Source organism: Micromonospora mangrovicola (assembly GCF_047200535.1).
Taxonomy (GTDB): domain Bacteria; phylum Actinomycetota; class Actinomycetes; order Mycobacteriales; family Micromonosporaceae; genus Micromonospora.
Genome location: NZ_JBJZOG010000002.1, coordinates 151,317 through 168,910, shown reverse-complemented (window position 1 = coordinate 168,910; position 17,594 = coordinate 151,317). Strand labels below are relative to the sequence as shown.

Here is a 17,594-nt window from a genome sequence, read left to right as displayed (position 1 = left end):
CCGGCCCCGCAGCCGAGACCGACGCCGGAGCCGGCGCCCCGGCCGGCGCCTCAGCCGCCGGCGGCCTGAGCCGGGATCACTCCCACTCGATGGTGCCCGGCGGCTTGCTGGTCACGTCCAGGACCACCCGGTTGACCTCGGCGACCTCGTTGGTGATCCGGGTGGAGATCCGGGCCACCACCTCGTACGGCAGCCGCGACCAGTCGGCGGTCATCGCGTCCTCGCTGGAGACCGGGCGCAGCACCACGGGATGACCGTAGCTGCGCCCGTCACCCTGCACGCCGACGCTGCGCACGTCGGCCAGCAGCACCACCGGGAACTGCCAGACCCCCCGGTCCAGCCCGGCGGCGGTGAGTTCCTGCCGGGCGATCAGGTCGGCCTTGCGGAGCACCGCGAGCCGCTCCTCGTCGACCGCGCCGATGATCCGGATGGCCAGGCCCGGGCCGGGGAACGGGTGCCGCCAGACCATCGCCTCGGGCAGGCCCAGTTCCAGGCCGATCGTGCGGACCTCGTCCTTGAAGAGCGTGCGCAGCGGCTCGACCAGGGCGAACTTCAGATCCTCCGGCAGGCCGCCCACGTTGTGGTGGCTCTTGATGTTGGCGGTGCCGGTGCCGCCGCCGGACTCCACCACGTCCGGGTAGAGGGTGCCCTGCACCAGGAACTCGACGTCGCCGTGCGACGCGATCTCCCGGGCGGCGGCCTCGAAGACCCGGATGAACTCCCGGCCGATGATCTTGCGCTTCTGCTCCGGGTCGGTCACCCCCGCGAGGGCGCCGAGGAACCGCTCCCGGGCATCCACCACCTTCAGCTTGATGCCGGTGGCGGCCACGTAGTCCTTCTCCACCTGCTCGGCCTCGCCGGCCCGGAGCAGGCCGTGGTCGACGAAGACGCAGGTGAGCTGGTCGCCGACGGCCCGGTGCACCAGCGCCGCGGCGACCGCCGAGTCGACACCGCCACTCAGGCCGCAGATGACCTCCTTGTCGCCGACCTGCTCCCGGATCCGGGCCACCTGCTCGTCGATGATGTTCTCCGGCGTCCAGGTGGGCTCGATCCCGGCGATCTCGTGCAGAAAGCGGGTCAGCATTTCCTGACCGTGCGCGGTGTGCCCGACCTCGGGGTGGAACTGCACGCCGGCCCGACGGCCGGCCACGTCCTCGAACGCGGCGACCGGCGCGCCCGCCGACTCGGCGGTGACCGTGAAGCCGGTCGGCGCCTCGGTGACGCAGTCGCCGTGGCTCATCCAGACCGGCAGGTCGTCCGGGAGGTCGCGGAGCAGCACGCCGGCCTCCGGGCGGGCGTGCAGCGGGGTGCCGCCGTACTCCCGGTTGCCGGTGCGCGCCACGGTGCCACCGAGGGCCTGGGCCATCGCCTGGAAGCCGTAGCAGATGCCGAAGACCGGTACCCCGGAGTCGAACATCCCGGCGTCGATCTGCGGGGCGTCCGGCGCGTAGACGCTGGACGGGCCGCCGGAGAGGATGATCGCGGCCGGGTTCTTCGCCAGCATCTCGGCAACCGGCATGGAGTGCGGGACGATCTCCGAATAGACCTTCGCCTCGCGGACGCGACGCGCGATGAGCTGGGCGTACTGGGCTCCGAAGTCCACCACGAGGACGGGGCGAGGCGTGCTCATGTGCAGAAAGCCTACCGACAGTCACCGTCCCCCCGGGCCGCGCCCCGGTGTGTCGCGCGCCGCTCCCCGGCCCACCCCCGGCCGCCCCGCTCAGGGGCGCAGCGCGGCGGGGGCGTGGGCCGGCACGGCCGGCTCCCGCGGCGGGACCGGGTCGACCCGCCGGTACGGCGCGCCGAGCGGCGGACGCGGGTCCTCCTCGCCCTTGTTGGGCCAGCAGGACATCGCCCGCTCGGCCTGCGCGGTGATGGTCAGCGACGGGTTGACGCCGAGGTTCGCCGAGACCGCCGCCCCGTCCACCACGTGCAGCCCCGGGTGGCCGTAGATCCGGTGGTAGGGGTCGATCACCCCGCGTTCGGGGGTGGCGCCGATCACCGCCCCGCCCAGGATGTGCGCGGTCACCGGGATGTTGAACGGCTCGGTGACGGCGCCGCCGGGCGTCCCGTCGATCTCCTCGGCGAGCAGCCGGACCGCCTGGTTGCCGGCCGGGATCCAGGTCGGGTTGGGCGCGCCGTGGCCGGGACCGGAGACCAGCCGCCGGCCGAGCGGCCCCCGCCGCAGTCGGGTGGTGAGCGAGTTGTCCACCGACTGCATGACCAGAGCGATCACGGTCCGCTCGGACCAGTTGCGGACGGAGAGCATCCGGGCGGCCAGCCCGGGCTGCCGGACGATGCTGCCCAGCCAGCGCCGGACCCGGCGCGGGCCGCCGTCGACCAGCAGCGACTGGAGCAGGCCCATCGCGTTCGAGCCCTTGCCGTACCGGACCGGCTCGATGTGGGTCTGCGGGTCGGGATGGAAGGAGCTGGTGATGGCCACCCCCTCAGTGAGGTCGAGCCCGCGCCGGCGGGCCTGCCGAGGCCCGACCGAGGCGCCGAGGATCGCCTCCGAGTTGGTCCGGGTCAGCTCGCCGAGTCGGGGCGAGAGCCCGGGCAGCACGCCGGTGGCCCGCATGTCGTGCAGCAGCCGCTGGGTACCGAGCGCGCCCGCGGCGAAGACGACCTGGCCCGCGTGGATCACCTGACGGCGCTTGCGCAGCCAGGCGCCGGTGCGCTCGGTGTGCACCTCGTACCCGCCGCCGGCCGCTGGCCGGACCGCCGTCACCGTGGTCAGCGGGTGGACCTGGACGCCCAGCCGCTCGGCCAGCCAGAGGTAGTTCTTGACCAGCGTGTTCTTCGCACCGTGCCGGCAGCCGGTCATGCAGGCGCCGCAGTGGCTGCAGCCGGTCCGCTCCGGCCCGGCCCCGCCGAAGTACGGGTCGGCCACCTGCTCGCCCGGCCGGCCGATGTGCACGCCCACCGGGGTGGCGTGGAAGGTGTGCCCCACCCCCATCCGGTCGGCCACCGCGCGCATCGCCCGGTCCGCGCCGGTGACGATCGGGTACGTGGTGACGCCGAGCATCCGCTTCGCCTGGTCGTAGTGGCGGGCCAGTTCGTCGCGCCAGTCGGTGATGTCCCGCCACTGCGGGTCGGTGTAGAAGGCGTCGAGCGGTTCGTAGAGGGTGTTCGCGTAGACCAGTGAGCCGCCGCCGACCCCGGCGCCGGAGAGCACCAGCACGCCGCCGCCGGCCCTCCGGTCGGCCGAGCGGAGCAGGGTGATCCGTTGCAGGCCGTAGCAGCCGAGCCGGGGGGCCCAGAGGAAGCGGCGGGCCCGCCACGAGGTCTCCGGGAACTCGTCGTCGGCGAAGCGCCGGCCGGCCTCCAGCACACCGACCGACCAGCCCTTCTCGGCGAGCCGGAGCGCGGCGACGCTGCCACCGAAGCCGGACCCGATGACGATCACGTCGTACCGCATGAACGCATCATTACCGACGGGTAGCTATAGCGCCAGCGCGAGTTTTTCGCGGATCATGCAGAGCGCTCGATGGACTGGGATTCCCAGCGCTGCAACCCGTGGCACGCCTCGCGCGTCGAGTGGGTACGGGGGAAGGAGAACCACGATGACGCGACGACGGTGGTGGCTGGGGTCGGCCGCGCTGCTGGCCGTGCTGGTGGTGGCCGCCGGCGCGGTGCTGACCACCCGGCTGGTCTCCCGCCCGACGCCCGCCCCGGTCGCCGCCTCCGCCGCACCCGGCCCGTCGGCCGGCCCGGCGACCCCGACCCCGACCGCGGCCAGCCCCACCCCGCCGCCGGGTGCCGACATCCGCGGCCCGCTCAACCTGCTGCTCGTCGGCGTGGACACCCGGGTCAGCGTGCCGGGCTGGGAGCCGCACGCCGACGCCGTGCTGGTCCTGCACGTGCCGGCCGGGCTGGGCCGGGCGTACCTCTTCTCCCTCCCCCGCGACCTGGTGGTGGACATCCCGGCATACCCGAAGTCCGGCTACCCGGGCGGCCGGACCAAGCTCACCCACGCCATGAGCTACGGCAGCCGGGTGCCCGGCGACAAGCTGCACCCCAGCACCGCCCAGGGGTACGAACTGCTGCGCAGCACGGTCAGCCGGTACACCGGGCTGCGCATCGACGCCGGCGCGGTGATCACCTTCGGCGGCTTCGACAAGCTGGTGACCGCCCTCGGCGGCGTCGACCTCTACGTCGACCAGCGGGTCACCTCGATCCACCGCCGGCCCGACGGGCGGTACCGGAACCGGGTCGGCAGCACCTATGTCGGGCCGCAGATGGTCTATCAGAAGGGTGACCGGCACCTGAACGGCTGGCAGGCGCTGGACTACGCCCGGCAGCGGTACACCGCAGGCGGCGACTACACCCGGCAGCGGCACCAGCAACAGCTCATCCGGGCGCTGGCCCGCAAGATCCTCGACCAGGGCCTGGCCCGGGACCCGGACCGGGTCCAGCAGGTGGTCGCCGCGCTCGGCCGCACCCTGGTCTACGTCGGCGGCGGGCGGCGCCTGATCGACTTCGCGTACGCCCTCGGCGGGTTGCCCGCGAACCGCTTCGTCCTGGTCGGACTCCCCGGCGACGCGGTGGGCAGCGGCGGGTCGTACCGGGGCGAACAGTTGCGGCCGGCGGGCCGGCAGTTCCTCGCGGCGCTGCGCGCCGGCAAGACCGACGGCTTCCTCGCCGACCACCCGTCGCTCAAGGTCAGGACCTGAGCGCAGACGTCAGGAAGGGCCCCTGCTCCAGGAGGTGCCCTTCCGGTCAGAGCGGCTTCGGGGTGGGGGGGCGCTCGGTGCCGTACAGCCAGGCGTCGAAGAGCTTGTCCAGCTTCTTGTGCGACACCCGCTCGGCGAGCGCGACGAAGTCGGCCGTGGTGGCGTTGCCGTACTTCTTCTCCGCCGCCCAGCTGCGCAGGATGGTGAAGAAGGCGGTGTCGCCCACGGCCACCCGCAGCGCGTGCACGGTCATCCCGCCCCGGTCGTAGACCGACCGGCCGAACAGGCTCTGCACTCCCGGCCGGCCCGGCGGGGTACGCCAGACCTGCCCGGACGCCGTCGCGTACGTCTGGTCGAAGGTGCTCTGCACGGTCGAGGAACCGGTGTGCTCGGCCCAGAGCCACTCGGCGTAGGTTGCCAGCCCCTCGTTCAGCCAGATGTCCTGCCACCTGAACAGCGACACGCTGTCACCGAACCACTGGTGGCCCAGTTCGTGCGCGACCACCTCGGTGTTGTCGCCCTGCCGGAAGAACCCGGCCGAGTAGACCGGCCGGCTCTGCGTCTCCAGCGCGTACCGGACCCGGTCGTCGGCGACCACCACCCCGCCGTACGCGTCGAACGGATACGGCCCGAAGACGCTCTCCAGGTAGTCGGCGACCTCCACGGTCCGGGCGACCGACCGGTCCGGGGCACCGTCGGCCACCTTCGTGGTCACCGCGCTGTACACCGGCCGTCCCTTGTGCTTGCCGGTGGTCACCCGGAACTTCCCGATCACCACGGTGGTGAGGTAGCTGGCCATCGGCGCGCCCTCGGACCAGGCGAAGGTGGCCCAGTCGCCGCGCACCGTCCGTCCCTTCGGGACCCCGTTGCTGACCGCGGTGAGGTCCTTCGGCACGGTGATCTCGAAGTCGTAGGTGGCCTTGTCGGAGGGGTGGTCGTTGACCGGGAACCAGGTGCTCGCCGACTCCGGCTGGCCGAGCGCGACGGCCCCGTCGGAGGTGTGCAGCCAACCGCCCTCGCCCAGCTCCTTGTGGTGCAGGGCGGCCGGCACGCCGTCGTAACCGATCTCCACGACGAACCCGTTCCCGGAGGTCAACGGGGTGGCCGGGGTGACGACCAGCTCGTCGTCGGTGCGCGCGTGGCCGGCCTTCGCCCCGTCCACGGTGACCGACCGCACGGTCAGCCCGGCCAGGTCCAGGTTGAAGGTGGAGAGGTTGGCGGTGGCGGTGGCGCGCAGCGTGGTGGTGCCGCTGAGCCGGTCGGTCGCCGGGTCGTAACGGACCTGCACCGTGTAGTGGGCGACGTCGTAGCCGCCGTTGCCGTAGCTCGGGAAGTAAGGGTCGCCGCCGCCGGCCGCGCCGGGCCCGAAGCTCCGCGAGGCCGTCGACGTGGGCTGGGACGTCGCGGCGACCGGCCCGGCGTCGGTCGAGCCGCAGCCCGCGAGCAGCAGCACGCCGCTGACCAGCAGCCCGAGTCGTCGTCGTGCACCCTGCCGCGCCAGCGCCATCGCCTCGATCCCTCCCCGGGGCGCGAGCCGACCCGCCCGGGCCGCTCCGCCCGCGGCAGCCTACCGACCGACGGTCACGCCCGCGTCACGGCAGTGCCGGGGCGGTCACACCGACCAGCCAGGCGTCGAGCAGCGGCCGCAGCGGGCGGTCGGCCACCCGCTCGGCGTACCCGACGAAGTCGTCGGTGGTGGCGATTGCGCCCCGCCGCTCGGCCAGCCAGCCGCGCAGGATCCGGAAGAACGTCTCGTCGCCCACCGCCCGGCGCAGCGCATGCACGGCGAGCGCGCCGCGCTGGTAGACCGCGTCGCCGAACATCGCCGCCCGGCCGGGGTCCACCGACGGCCTGGTCCAGTCGGTCGCCGCGTAGGCGGCGGCGAAGGACTTCGCGACGCCGCGACCGCCGTCGTGCTCGGCCCAGAGCCATTCCGCGTACGTGGCGAAGCCCTCGTTGAGCCAGATGTCCCGCCACCTCGCCAGCGAGACGCTGTCGCCGAACCACTGGTGGGCCAGTTCGTGCGCGACCACCTCGGTGTTCGGCCGGTCGCCGCGGAAGAAACCCGGCCCGTAGACCGGCCGGGTCTGGGTCTCCAGCGCGTACCGGATCCGCTCGTCGGCGACCGCGATCCCGCCGTACGCGTCGAACGGGTAGGGCCCGAACCGACCGGCCAGGAAGTCGGCGATCTCGCCGGTGCGAGCCACCGAGGCGGCGGCCGGCCCGTCCGCGGGCAGCCCGGCGGCGACCGCGGTGACCAGTGGCTTCCCGGCGTGCGTGCCGGTGGACACCCGGTAGTTTCCGATCACCAGGGTGGCCAGGTAGCTGGCCATCGGGGCACCCTCGGCCCAGCGCCAGGTGGTCCAGCCGTCCTTGCTGGACCGTCCCTTCGGCACTCCGTTGCCGAGCGCGGCGAGCCCGTCGGGGACGGTCACCTCGACGTCGTAGGTGGCCTTGTCGGAGGGGTGGTCGTTGACCGGGAACCAGGTGCTCGCCGACTCCGGCTGGCCGAGCGCGATCGCCCCGTCCGGGGTGGCCTGGAAACCGCCGTCGCCCAGCTCGGCGCTGGGCAGCGGCCGCGGCACCCCGCCGTACGCGACCTCGACGGTGAACGACTTCCCGGCCGGCAGGCCGTGCGCCGGGGTGACGATCAGCTCGTTGCCGTCGCGCCGGTGCCTCGCCGGGTCGCCGTCGACGCGTACCCGGTCGACGGTGAGGCCGGCGAGGTCGAGGTGGAACCGGGACAGGCCGGCGGTGGCGGTCGCGGTGACGACGGCCCGGCCGGTGAGCCGGTCGTCGGCGGGGTCGTAGCGGAGCCGCAGGGCGTAGTGGGCGACGTCGTAGCCGCCGTTGCCGGCCCCCGGCACGTACGGGTCGCCCGCGTCGGCCGCCCCCGGCCGGAACCGCCCGTCAGCCTTGGTGCACCCCGCGGCCAGCAGCCCGACGGCCAGCGCCGCCGCGCACCACCGCGCGAGCCCCACCCCCCGCCTCATCCGCCGAGCCTAAGCGAACCGGGGGCGCCGATCATGGAGTTGCGGCACATGACGAACCGGAAGATCCGGGGGCCGCAGCTCCATGATCGGCGGGAGCGGGGTGGGTCAGCGGTCGAGGACCAGGCCGACCTTCTGGAACTCCTTGAGGTCGCGGTAGCCGCACTTGGCCATCGCCCGGCGCAGGCCGCCGAAGAGGTTGAGCTGGCCGTCCGGCTCGTCGGCCGGCCCGAAGAGCAGCTTCTCCATCGAGCCGAGCGGCTCGCCGGCCACCTCGAACGCGCCGCGCGGGAGCGACGGGTGGCTGGCCGCCGAGTGCCACCAGGCGCCGCCGGCCGGGGCCTCCTCGCAGAGCGAGAGCGGCTCGCCGAGCATCACCGCGTCCGCGCCGCAGCCGAGCGCCTTGGCGATGTCGCCGGACGTCTGCATGTCGCCGTCGGCGATCAGGTGCACGTACCGGCCGCCGGTCTCGTCCAGGTAGTCGCGGCGGGCCGCGGCGGCGTCGGCGATCGCGGTGGCCATCGGCACCCGGATGCCGAGCACCGACTCGGTGGTCGACCAGTCGTCGCCGCCGATGCCGACGATGACGCCCGCCGCACCGGTCCGCATCAGGTGCAGCGCGGTCTTGTAGTCGGTGCAGCCGCCGACGATGACCGGCAGGTCGAGGTCGGCGATGAACTCCTTGAGGTTCAGCGGCTCGTCGGTGGTGGAGACGTGCTCGGCGGAGACGATGGTGCCCTGGATGACCAGGATGTCCACGCCGGCGTCGAGGATCACCGGGGCCAGCGCGAGGGTGTGCTGCGGGGAGACCCGGACGGCGACCGTGCCGCCGCCGGCCCGCAGCTCGCGGACCCGCTCGGCGATCAGGTCGGGGCGGATCGGCTCCGCGTACACCTCCTGGAGGCGCTTGGTGGCCCGCGCCTCCTCGTCCAGGCCGGCCAGCTCCTCGAGCACCTTGGCCGGGTTCTCGTACCGGGTCCAGAGTCCCTCGACGTTGAGCACGCCGAGGCCGCCGAGCTGGCCCAGCCGCACCGCGGAGGCGGGGCTCATGGTGGCGTCGGACGGGTGCCCGACGCAGGGGATGCCGAACTGGTACGCGTCGAGCTGCCACGCGGTCGAGACGTCGTCGACGTCCCGGGTGCGCCGGCTCGGCACGATGGCGATGTCGTCCAGGTGGTAACCGCGCTGCGCGGTCTTGCCCAGCCCGATCTCGACCACGTCACGCATGGGGACTCCAGGTGGTTGGGGGTGATGGTCAGCGGGAGTGGTAGTTGGGTGCCTCGACGGTCATCTGGATGTCGTGCGGGTGGCTCTCCTTGAGCCCTGCCGCGGTGATCCGGATGAGCTGGCCACGCCGGTGCAGCTCGGGGATGCTCTCGGCGCCGACGTACCCCATCGCGGCGCGCAGGCCGCCGATGAGCTGGTGGGCGACCTGGGCCAGCGGGCCCCGGTAGGGCACCTGACCCTCGACACCCTCGGGGACCAGCTTGTCCTCGGCGAGCACGTCCTGCTGGAAGTACCGGTCCTTCGAGTACGACTTGCCCTGGCCGCGGGACTGCATCGCGCCGAGCGAGCCCATCCCGCGGTAGGCCTTGTACTGCTTGCCGTTGATGAAGATCAGCTCGCCCGGGCTCTCCTCGCAGCCGGCCAGCAGGCTGCCGAGCATCACCGCGTCGGCACCGGCCACCAGGGCCTTGGCGATGTCGCCCGAGTATTGGATTCCGCCGTCACCGATCACCGGCACGCCGGCCGGACGGGCCGCGCGCGCGGCCTCCATGATCGCCGTGATCTGCGGTACGCCCACCCCGGCGACGATCCGGGTGGTGCAGATGGCGCCCGGGCCCACGCCCACCTTCACGCCGTCCGCGCCCGCGTCGACCAGCGCCTTCGCGCCGGCGTACGTGGCCACGTTGCCGCCGACGATGTCGATGGCGACGTCCTTCTTGAGCCGGGCGACCATCTCCAGCACGGCCCGCTGATGGCCGTGGGCGGTGTCCACGATCAGCACGTCGACGCCCGCGTCGACCAGGGTGCGGGCCCGCTTGTACGAGTCCTCGCCCACGCCGACCGCAGCCGCGACCCGGAGCCGGCCGGCGGAGTCCTTGGTGGCGTTCGGGTACTGCTCGCTCTTGGTGAAGTCCTTGACGGTGATCAACCCGCGCAGCTTGCCGGTCTGGTCGACGATCGGCAGCTTCTCCACCTTGTGCTGACGCAGCAGCGCCAGCGCCTCGTCCTTGCTCACCCCGACCGAGGCGGTGACCAGCGGGGTGCGGGTCATGATCTCCCGGACCGGGGTGGCCGGGTCGGAGACGAACCGCATGTCACGGTTGGTGACGATGCCGACGAGCTGCCCCTGGCCGTCGACCACCGGGACGCCGGAGATGCGGTAGCGCCCGCAGAGCGAGTCGACCTCGCGCAGGGTGTCGTCCGGGCTGGCGGTTACCGGGTTGGTGATCATGCCGGACTCGGAGCGCTTCACCAGGTCGACCTGGAGCGCCTGGTCCTCGACCGAGAGGTTGCGGTGCAGCACGCCGATGCCGCCCTGGCGGGCCATGGCGATCGCCATCCGCGCCTCGGTGACGGTGTCCATCGCGCTGGACAGCAGCGGGACGTTGAGTTCGATGGTGCGGGTGAGCCTGGTGCGGGTGTTGACCCGGCTCGGGACGACGTCCGACTCGCCGGGCTGGAGCAGCACGTCATCGAAGGTCAGCCCGAGCGGCACCACCCGGGCCGAGCCGGCCGGCAGCTCGGGCAGGTGACCGCCCAGCTCGCCGCCGTCGGCGCCGGCCGGAATCTCGGTGCTGGGCGAATTCTCCACGATTGCTCCCCTGAGCTGTTCGGACGGGCTTCAGCGAGGCGGCGCGCGCGGGCACCGGGGCACGCCGAAGTGACGGCGCGCCGCTTCATCGTACCCATTGAGCTGCGCCACACCCGGCAGCGGCAGGTACGGGTAGGCGGGGCCACAGGACTGCCCTGAGGCGGGCTTTCCGGCTCGTCGGGGACTACGGTGAGGGGGTGCACGACGAGCCCATCGACCCGTTCAACGGCGACCCGGCCGATCCGGCTGCCGGCCTGCACGACCCACGCGAGGGCGATCCGCTCGACCCGCTGACCGAGGTCGAGCGGCAGGACGTCCTGGAGGACCTCGCCGACCTGGAGATCTACCAGGCGCTGCTCCAGCCGATCGGGGTGCGTGGCCTGGTCATCGAGTGCGAGGAGTGCCGCGAGCCGCACTACTTCGACTGGGACCTGCTCCGCGGCAACCTGCGTCACCTGCTCAACTCCGGCCGTCCCCGGGTGCACGAGCCGGCCTACGACCCGGACCCGGACCACTACGTCAGTTGGGACTACGCCCGCGGGTACGCCGACGGCGTGCACGACACCCTGACCGAGGGCACCGAGGACGCCGAGGACTGACCGGCCGGCCTGGTCCGGTCAGGCGACCAGTCCGGCGCGGAAGCCCGCTGCCACGGCGTGCGCCCGGTCCCGGGCGCCCAGCTTGCGGAAGAGCCGGCGGGCGTGCGTCTTGACGGTGTCCTCCGAGACGAACAGCTCCCGCCCGATCTCCGCGTTGCTCTTGCCCTCGGCCATGCCGAGCAGCACCTGAAGCTCCCGCTCGGTGAGCCCGATCGCGCTGCGCGAGGCCCGCGCACCGGCGCGCGTGGTGACCTCCGACGGTTGCGCCTCCGGCTCGCCGCCGGCCGCTTCGGCCGGGTCGTCGCCGCGCTGCACCGGCACCACGGTCGGCGCGCCGTTCGGTCCCTCGGCCGGGGCCGCCGACCAGGCCGCGGGCGCTCCGCCCGGGTTACGCCCCGGCGCGCCCGACCGGGCCGCTCCGCCGACCGCGGCGGCGTCCCGGGCCGGGTCGGTCACCCGGTGCCGGGCCGACCGTCCGGGGGCGGAGAGCAGCAGCAGCGCCTTGGCCACCGCGCTGGTTAAGTCGTGATCGGTGCCCTGGATCAGGCCGCGCGCCCCGGCGTTGATGGTGGCCGCCGCCGCGTCGGACTCCTCCGCGCCGAGCAGCACGACCGCGGCCTGGGGCGCCCGGGCGAGCACCCGGCGGACGAAGCCCGCGCTGTCCGGCCGGGTGAGGGCGGTGTCGGCGAGCACGACGTCAACCGGACGCTCGGCGAGCCGCAGCATCACCTCGGGATCGGAGACGGCGGTCCGGACGACGCCGGACAGCCCGAGCCGCGCCGCCGCGGAGGTCAGGTGCTGGGCCGCGAGTGGTGTCCGAACGCACACGAGAACGCTACGCACTGTGGTCTCCTCTCCGACACAGAGTCGACCACGGCCGGGTCGGCATCGGAGGAGGTTCCGGGCAATCATCCGAACTTTTCCGACAGATGGGGCATATGCCGCCGACTGTCCTAGGTTTTCGATCAAAGATGTGTGAGCGCGGGAAAGCCCGGGTACCGAGGGTCCAGGCCGGAAACGGTGTCCCGCGCGGACCGCCGCCCGGTAGCTGGCCACGAAGGATTCTCCGCGGTGCCGCGCGGGAGGAGGGGTGCTGATGTCGAACGTACGTAGACTGCCCGGACCCATCGTCGACCTCTGGGACTGGCAGCGTCTCGGCGCCTGCCGGGGCCGCGACAGCGCTCAGTTCTTCCACCCGGACGGCGAGCGGGGCTCCTCGCGGCTGCGCCGCGAATCCGGCGCCAAGGCGGTCTGCCGGGCCTGCCCGGTCCGGGCCGAGTGCGCCGCGCACGCCCTGACGGTCCGCGAGCCGTACGGCGTGTGGGGCGGGTTCAGCGAGTCCGAGCGGCTCCGGCTGCTCGCCCTCGGCTGGGAGGACCTCGCCGACCGCCGGCAGACCCGGGTGGACATCGCCCGCCTGGAGGCCCGCCTCGGCCGGCCGCACAAGTCCGCCGTCCCGGAGCAGCGCAAGATCGCCTGAGCCGGCCACCGACCACCGCCGACGCCGCGTCCCCGCCCCGGGGCGCGGCGTCGGCGCGTCCCGGGCCGAGCCACGAAAGTTCTTTACAAGCCTTTCCGCGCCGTCGGCAACTATTGACAATCCGGCGCAGATCCCGCCAGGAGCCCCGAGGTCCGTGGACTGCGGGAATCCCGCTCGCTACGGTCAGCAGCATGTGGAAGCCTGTCGATGCCTGGCGCCGATCCGCACGCGGAATCGCCGCCGCCACCGCACTCGCCACCGGTCTGGTGCTCGCCGTCCCCGGCGTCGCCCAGGCGTACGCCAGCTCGGCCACCGGCACCATCAACACCTCCGGCGCCGCGCTCAACGTGCGGTCCGGTCCCAGCACGAGCTGGGACGCCTGGCGCACCGTGGCCGACGGGGCGAGCGTCACGCTGCTCTGTCAGACCACCGGCCAGTCCATCACCGGCACGTACGGGACCACGACCCTGTGGGACTTCCTCTCCAACGGAGGAATGGTCTCGGACGCCTACGTCTACACCGGCTCGGACGGCCAGATCGTCAACAGTTGCGTCTACGTCGGCAACGAGCCGTCGTCCAAGACCAATCCGCGCTCCACGAACGGCGCGATCGACTGGGCGTTCCAGCGCTACCGCTCGACCGCCTATGAGAACCTGTGCCTGGCCTTCGTCGCGCAGGCGTACGGCTGGGGCGGCTCCGGCTGGAACACCGCCGAGATCGGCGGCGACTGGGAGAGCAGCCACGGCTACCTGAACACCTCGGGCATTCCGCCGCGCGGCGCCCTGGTCTGGTACCACAACTCGGCCGGCACCGGGCACGTCGCGATCAGCCTCGGCGAGGGCAAGGTCATCGGCACCTCGGTCAGCGGCGGCGTCGGCGTGGCCGGCTACCTCGACCACGGCTCCTACCGGGGCTGGTCGGTGGCGTACTTCCCGGCCGCGTGGTGAGACGCCGACCGACCCGCACCCGCGGGCAGGCCACCTGATCTCGACCGGCACCCGGGGCGGCGACACGGCCGCCCCGGCGGCGGGGCCCGCCGGCCCCGGTCCGCGCCTGGATCGGCCGCGGACCCTGTTCACAAGCCACTACAAACTTGACGAGCTGAATGATTCAGCCCGGCCGACAACCCGATCCCCAGCCCGGCCTGCCACCGGATCCCGACGCCGCGAGTCATCCACGTCATCAAGTTCGTGGCGACGAACGGGTGCGGCAGCCAGTCCGCCCGAGCCGGGCACCGAGGACGCCGAGCGGGTCGGTGGCCGCCGCGCCGCGTCCCGGGTCAACGCACGGTGACCTTGACCGTGTGCCAGCCGGTGGCGCCGTCCGGCGCGACCGGACTACGCTGCCCGGTCTGGGCGACCCCGTCCGCGTCGGTGGCCCGCACCTGGAGGGTGTGCTCCCCCGCGGTGGCGTCCCACCGCCACGACCACTGCACCCAGGTGTCCACCGAGACGGTCGGGGCGAGGGTCGCCTCCCGCCACGGGCCGCCGTCGACGCGAACCTCGACCTTGCGGATGCCGCGATGCTGGGCCCAGGCCACCCCGGCGACCGTCACCGGGCCGGCGGTCAGCCGGTTGCGCGGGCGGGGGGTGTCGATCCGCGACTCCGTCTTGATCGGGCCCTGCGCGGACCACCCCCGCGGCACCCAGTACGCGTCGAAGTCGGCGAAGCTGGTCAGTTCCAGCTCGGTCACCCACTTGCACGCCGAGACGTACCCGTAGAGCCCGGGGACCACCATCCGCACCGGGAAGCCGTGCTCCACGGGCAGCGGCGCACCGTTCATCCCGACGGCGAGCAGCGCGTCCCGCCCGTCCCGCAGCACCGCCGTCGGCGTGCCGCACGTCCAGCCGTCCACCGAGCGCCCGACCACCTGGTCCGCGCCCTCCTCCGGATCCGCCTCGTCCAGCAGTTCCTTGATCGGTACGCCCAGCCAGCGCGCGTTCCCGATCAGGTCCCCGCCCACCTCGTTGGAGACGCAGGCCAGGGTCACGTACCGCTCGACCATCGGCCGGGCGAGCAGCTCATCGAAGGTCAACTCGATCGGGTTGCGCACCCGGCCGTGAATCCGCAGCCGCCAGGTCGCCGGGTCCACCTGCGGTACCACCAACGCCGTGTCGATCCGGTAGAAGCCGCTGTTCGGCGTGACGTAGGGAGCGAGCTGGGCCAGTGACAGGTCCGCGCCGGCCGGCACCGCCGGCGCGGACGCCGACGGGGTGGGCAGCGCGACCGCCTGCCGGGCCGCCGAGACACCCCGCCGCCCGGCCAGCCAGTGCCCACCGAGCCCGGCCACGGCCGCCGCGCCGGCCAGCACACCCACGCCACGCAGGAACCGCCGCCGCCCCTCCGGGTCGGTCTCCTCGCCGGGCTCGGCGGCGCGGGCGCCCGCCGGCGCGGGCGAGGACCAGGGCCAGAGGTCGGGGGAGAGCGGGCCGGCCACGAAGACCCAGAGCGTCAGCGCGCCGAGCCCGCCGCCGACCAGCGAGGGCAGCGCGGCGGCGGGGCCGGCACCGGCCCGGGTCAGCGCGGCGGCCACGCCGAGGGCGGCGAAGGCGGCGATGCCGGCCAGCCCGATCCAGAGCCGCCGGGCGGCGAGCCCGCCGAGCAGCGCGGCGATCGCGGCCAGCAGCGCCGCCGTGCCGATCAGCAGGGCGATCTTGTCGTACGTGCCGAAGATCGAGATGGCGAGGTGCTTCACGGCCTCGGGCACCAGGTCGACCACCAGCCCGCCGACCGCGATCAGCGGCGCGGAGCGGGGACCGGTGAGGACGGCCACCGGTTCGGCGGCGCCGATGGCCACGGCGGCGGCGGTGACCCCGGCCAGCGCGGCGTAGCCGCGGGACATGCTGCTCACGCCGACCAGTCTTGTCGATCAAACGGGTCGGTCGCCAACCTTGTCAGCGTTCCGTAAGCAGATACGGGTCGGGGCACACCGCCGCAGTGGCGATGTGCCCCGACTCTCGGGCCTTGCGACCTGGGATCAGAAACCCGGGCCGTGCTGGTGGCCGTGGCCGTGCGAGTGGCCGTGGCCCCCCGCGGCGGCCGGCTCCGGCTCCTGCGGCTTCTCCACCACCAGGCTCTCGGTGGTGAGCAGCAGGCCGGCGATCGAGGCGGCGTTGGTGACCGCGTTGCGGGTCACCTTCACCGGGTCGATGATGCCGGCCTTGACCAGGTCGACGTACTCACCGGTGGCCGCGTTGAGGCCGTTGCCCCATTCCTTGCCGACGACCTTCTGCACCACCACGTAGCCGTCATGGCCGGCGTTCTGGGCGATCCAGCGCAGCGGCTCGACCAGCGCCTTGCGGACGATCGACACGCCGACCTTCTCGTCACCGGTGAGGCCCAGGTCGTCGTCGAGCACCGACAGGATCTGGGCCAGGGCGGCGCCGCCACCCGGGACCGTACCCTCCTCGACCGCGGCCTTGGTCGCGGCGATGGCGTCCTCGATGCGGTGCTTGCGCTCCTTCATCTCGACCTCGGTCGCCGCGCCGGCCTTGATGACCGCGACCCCGCCGGAGAGCTTCGCCAGCCGCTCGGCCAGCTTCTCCCGGTCCCACTCGGAGTCCGATGCCTCGATCTCCTTGCGGATCTGGGCGACCCGGTCGGCGACCTCGGCGGCCTGACCGCCACCGTCGACGATGGTGGTGGTCTCCTTGTCGACCACGACGCGGCGGGCGGTGCCGAGCACCTCCGGGCCGACCTGGTCCAGCTTGTAGCCCAGCTCGGGCGCGACCAGCTCGGCGCCGGTCTGGATCGCCATGTCCTGGAGCATCGCCTTGCGGCGGTCACCGAAGCCGGGGGCCTTCACCGCGCAGACCTTGAGGGTCTTGCGGAGCGCGTTGACCACCAGCGTGGACAGGGCCTGGCCCTCGACGTCCTCGGCGATGATCAGCAGCTGCTTGTTGTTCTGGAGGACCTTCTCCAGCAGCGGCAGCAGCTCCTCGATCGCCGAGATCTTCTGCGTGGTGATCAGGATGTACGGGTCCTCCAGGACCGACTCCTGCCCCTCCACGTCGGTGACGAAGTTCGGCGAGATGAAGCCCTTGTCGAACTGGAGACCCTCGGTCACGTCCAGCTCGGTGGTCAGGGCGGAGCCCTCCTCGACGGTGATGACACCGTCGCGGCCGACCTTCTCCATCGCCTCGGCGATCAGCTCGCCGATGGTGGCGTCCTGCGCGGAGATCGTCGCGACGTGCGCGATCGACTCCTTGCCGGACACCTCCACGGCCTTGCCGAGCAGCGCCTCGGAGATCTTGCCGGCCGCCGCGTCGATGCCCCGCTTGAGGCCGGTCGGGTTGGCCCCGGCGGCCACGTTGCGCAGGCCCTCGCGGACCATGGCCTGGGCGAGCACGGTCGCGGTGGTGGTCCCGTCGCCGGCGACGTCGTTGGTCTTGGTCGCCACCTCCTTGACCAGCTGCGCGCCGAGGTTCTCGTACGGGTTGGTGAGCTCGATCTCCTTGGCGATCGTCACGCCGTCGTTGGTGATCGTGGGCGCACCAAACTTCTTGTCCAGGACGACGTTGCGCCCGCGCGGGCCGAGAGTGACCTTGACCGCGTCCGCGAGGGCGTTGACACCGTGCTCCAGCAGGTGCCGGGCGTCGTCCGAGAAGCTCAGGATCTTCGCCATCAATATCCCTTCGAAGCGACGTTGCCCCGGCCCGGCGAGCCGGACCGGGGCAACGACACTGATCGGTTGCTTACTTCTCGATGACCGCGAGGACGTCGCGGGCGGAGAGCACCAGGTACTCCTCGCCGGCGTACTTGACCTCGGTGCCGCCGTACTTCGAGTACAGGACGGTGTCGCCGACCTTCACGTCGATCGGCACGCGGTTGCCCTTGTCGTCGATCCGGCCCGGGCCGACAGCGAGGACGGTGCCCTCCTGCGGCTTCTCCTTGGCGGTGTCGGGGATCACGATGCCCGAGGCGGTGGTGGTCTCGGCCTCGTTCGCCTGGACCACAATGCGGTCCTCGAGCGGCTTGATCGCAACCTTGGTCGCGGTAGTCACGGGCATACCCTCCTGGGGTACTTGGTGTCGT

At 72.9% G+C, this 17,594-nt stretch carries 14 protein-coding genes; 4 read left to right on the top strand and 10 right to left on the bottom strand.

Going from position 1 to position 17,594, the window contains the following annotated elements:
* Positions 1–76 precede the first annotated feature (76 nt).
* Both guaA and ACL02O_RS01705 read right to left on the bottom strand, forming a co-directional pair.
* On the bottom strand, positions 77–1,630 hold the full coding sequence (gene guaA / locus ACL02O_RS01710; protein WP_412816122.1) for a glutamine-hydrolyzing GMP synthase: 1,554 nt from the start codon (positions 1,628–1,630) through the stop codon (positions 77–79).
* A 90-nt stretch (positions 1,631–1,720) separates the two neighbouring features.
* On the bottom strand, positions 1,721–3,418 hold the full coding sequence (locus ACL02O_RS01705) for an FAD-dependent oxidoreductase (RefSeq protein ID WP_412816121.1): 1,698 nt from the start codon (positions 3,416–3,418) through the stop codon (positions 1,721–1,723).
* Between the two features lie 145 nt (positions 3,419–3,563).
* Between ACL02O_RS01705 and ACL02O_RS01700 the strand changes: the two genes are divergently transcribed.
* On the top strand, positions 3,564–4,673 hold the full coding sequence (locus ACL02O_RS01700) for an LCP family protein (RefSeq protein ID WP_412816120.1): 1,110 nt from the start codon (positions 3,564–3,566) through the stop codon (positions 4,671–4,673).
* A gap of 46 nt (positions 4,674–4,719) precedes the next feature.
* On the opposite strand, the gene ACL02O_RS01695 is transcribed toward ACL02O_RS01700, so the two are convergent.
* From ACL02O_RS01695 to guaB, 4 genes are all read right to left on the bottom strand, one after another.
* A complete protein-coding gene (locus ACL02O_RS01695; protein WP_412816119.1) occupies positions 4,720–6,180 on the bottom strand; it encodes a M1 family metallopeptidase in 1,461 nt (486 codons plus the stop codon).
* 85 nt (positions 6,181–6,265) lie between these two features.
* Positions 6,266–7,666, bottom strand: a complete 1,401-nt coding sequence (locus tag ACL02O_RS01690; protein WP_412816118.1) for a M1 family metallopeptidase — start codon at positions 7,664–7,666, stop codon at positions 6,266–6,268.
* Between the two features lie 105 nt (positions 7,667–7,771).
* A complete protein-coding gene (locus ACL02O_RS01685; RefSeq protein ID WP_412816117.1) occupies positions 7,772–8,890 on the bottom strand; it encodes a GuaB3 family IMP dehydrogenase-related protein in 1,119 nt (372 codons plus the stop codon).
* Between the two features lie 28 nt (positions 8,891–8,918).
* Positions 8,919–10,481 carry an IMP dehydrogenase gene (gene guaB, locus ACL02O_RS01680; RefSeq protein ID WP_412816116.1) on the bottom strand — a complete coding sequence of 521 codons (1,563 nt, stop codon included), beginning with the start codon at positions 10,479–10,481 and terminating at the stop codon, positions 8,919–8,921.
* A 197-nt stretch (positions 10,482–10,678) separates the two neighbouring features.
* Between guaB and ACL02O_RS01675 the strand changes: the two genes are divergently transcribed.
* Positions 10,679–11,080 (top strand): DUF5319 domain-containing protein, encoded by a 402-nt coding sequence (locus ACL02O_RS01675; protein WP_412816115.1) that lies wholly within the window; start codon positions 10,679–10,681, stop codon positions 11,078–11,080.
* A gap of 18 nt (positions 11,081–11,098) precedes the next feature.
* On the opposite strand, the gene ACL02O_RS01670 is transcribed toward ACL02O_RS01675, so the two are convergent.
* Entirely contained in the window at positions 11,099–11,923 is an 825-nt protein-coding gene (locus tag ACL02O_RS01670) for a helix-turn-helix transcriptional regulator (protein WP_412816114.1), read from the bottom strand.
* Positions 11,924–12,176: 253 nt separating this feature from the next.
* On the opposite strand from ACL02O_RS01670, the gene ACL02O_RS01665 reads away from it, so the two are divergent.
* Entirely contained in the window at positions 12,177–12,560 is a 384-nt protein-coding gene (locus ACL02O_RS01665; RefSeq protein WP_412816113.1) for a WhiB family transcriptional regulator, read from the top strand.
* Positions 12,561–12,751: 191 nt separating this feature from the next.
* Positions 12,752–13,507, top strand: coding sequence for a hypothetical protein (locus tag ACL02O_RS01660; RefSeq protein WP_412816112.1), 756 nt, complete (start codon positions 12,752–12,754; stop codon positions 13,505–13,507).
* A gap of 332 nt (positions 13,508–13,839) precedes the next feature.
* Here the strand turns inward: ACL02O_RS01660 and ACL02O_RS01655 are convergent, their stop codons facing one another.
* The 3 genes from ACL02O_RS01655 to groES form a co-directional block, all read right to left on the bottom strand.
* Entirely contained in the window at positions 13,840–15,402 is a 1,563-nt protein-coding gene (locus ACL02O_RS01655; protein ID WP_412816126.1) for a molybdopterin-dependent oxidoreductase, read from the bottom strand.
* A 135-nt stretch (positions 15,403–15,537) separates the two neighbouring features.
* Positions 15,538–17,184 carry a chaperonin GroEL gene (gene groL / locus ACL02O_RS01650; protein WP_412816111.1) on the bottom strand — a complete coding sequence of 549 codons (1,647 nt, stop codon included), beginning with the start codon at positions 17,182–17,184 and terminating at the stop codon, positions 15,538–15,540.
* A 70-nt stretch (positions 17,185–17,254) separates the two neighbouring features.
* Positions 17,255–17,569, bottom strand: coding sequence for a co-chaperone GroES (gene groES, locus ACL02O_RS01645; RefSeq protein WP_018222648.1), 315 nt, complete (start codon positions 17,567–17,569; stop codon positions 17,255–17,257).
* Positions 17,570–17,594: the final 25 nt, after the last annotated feature.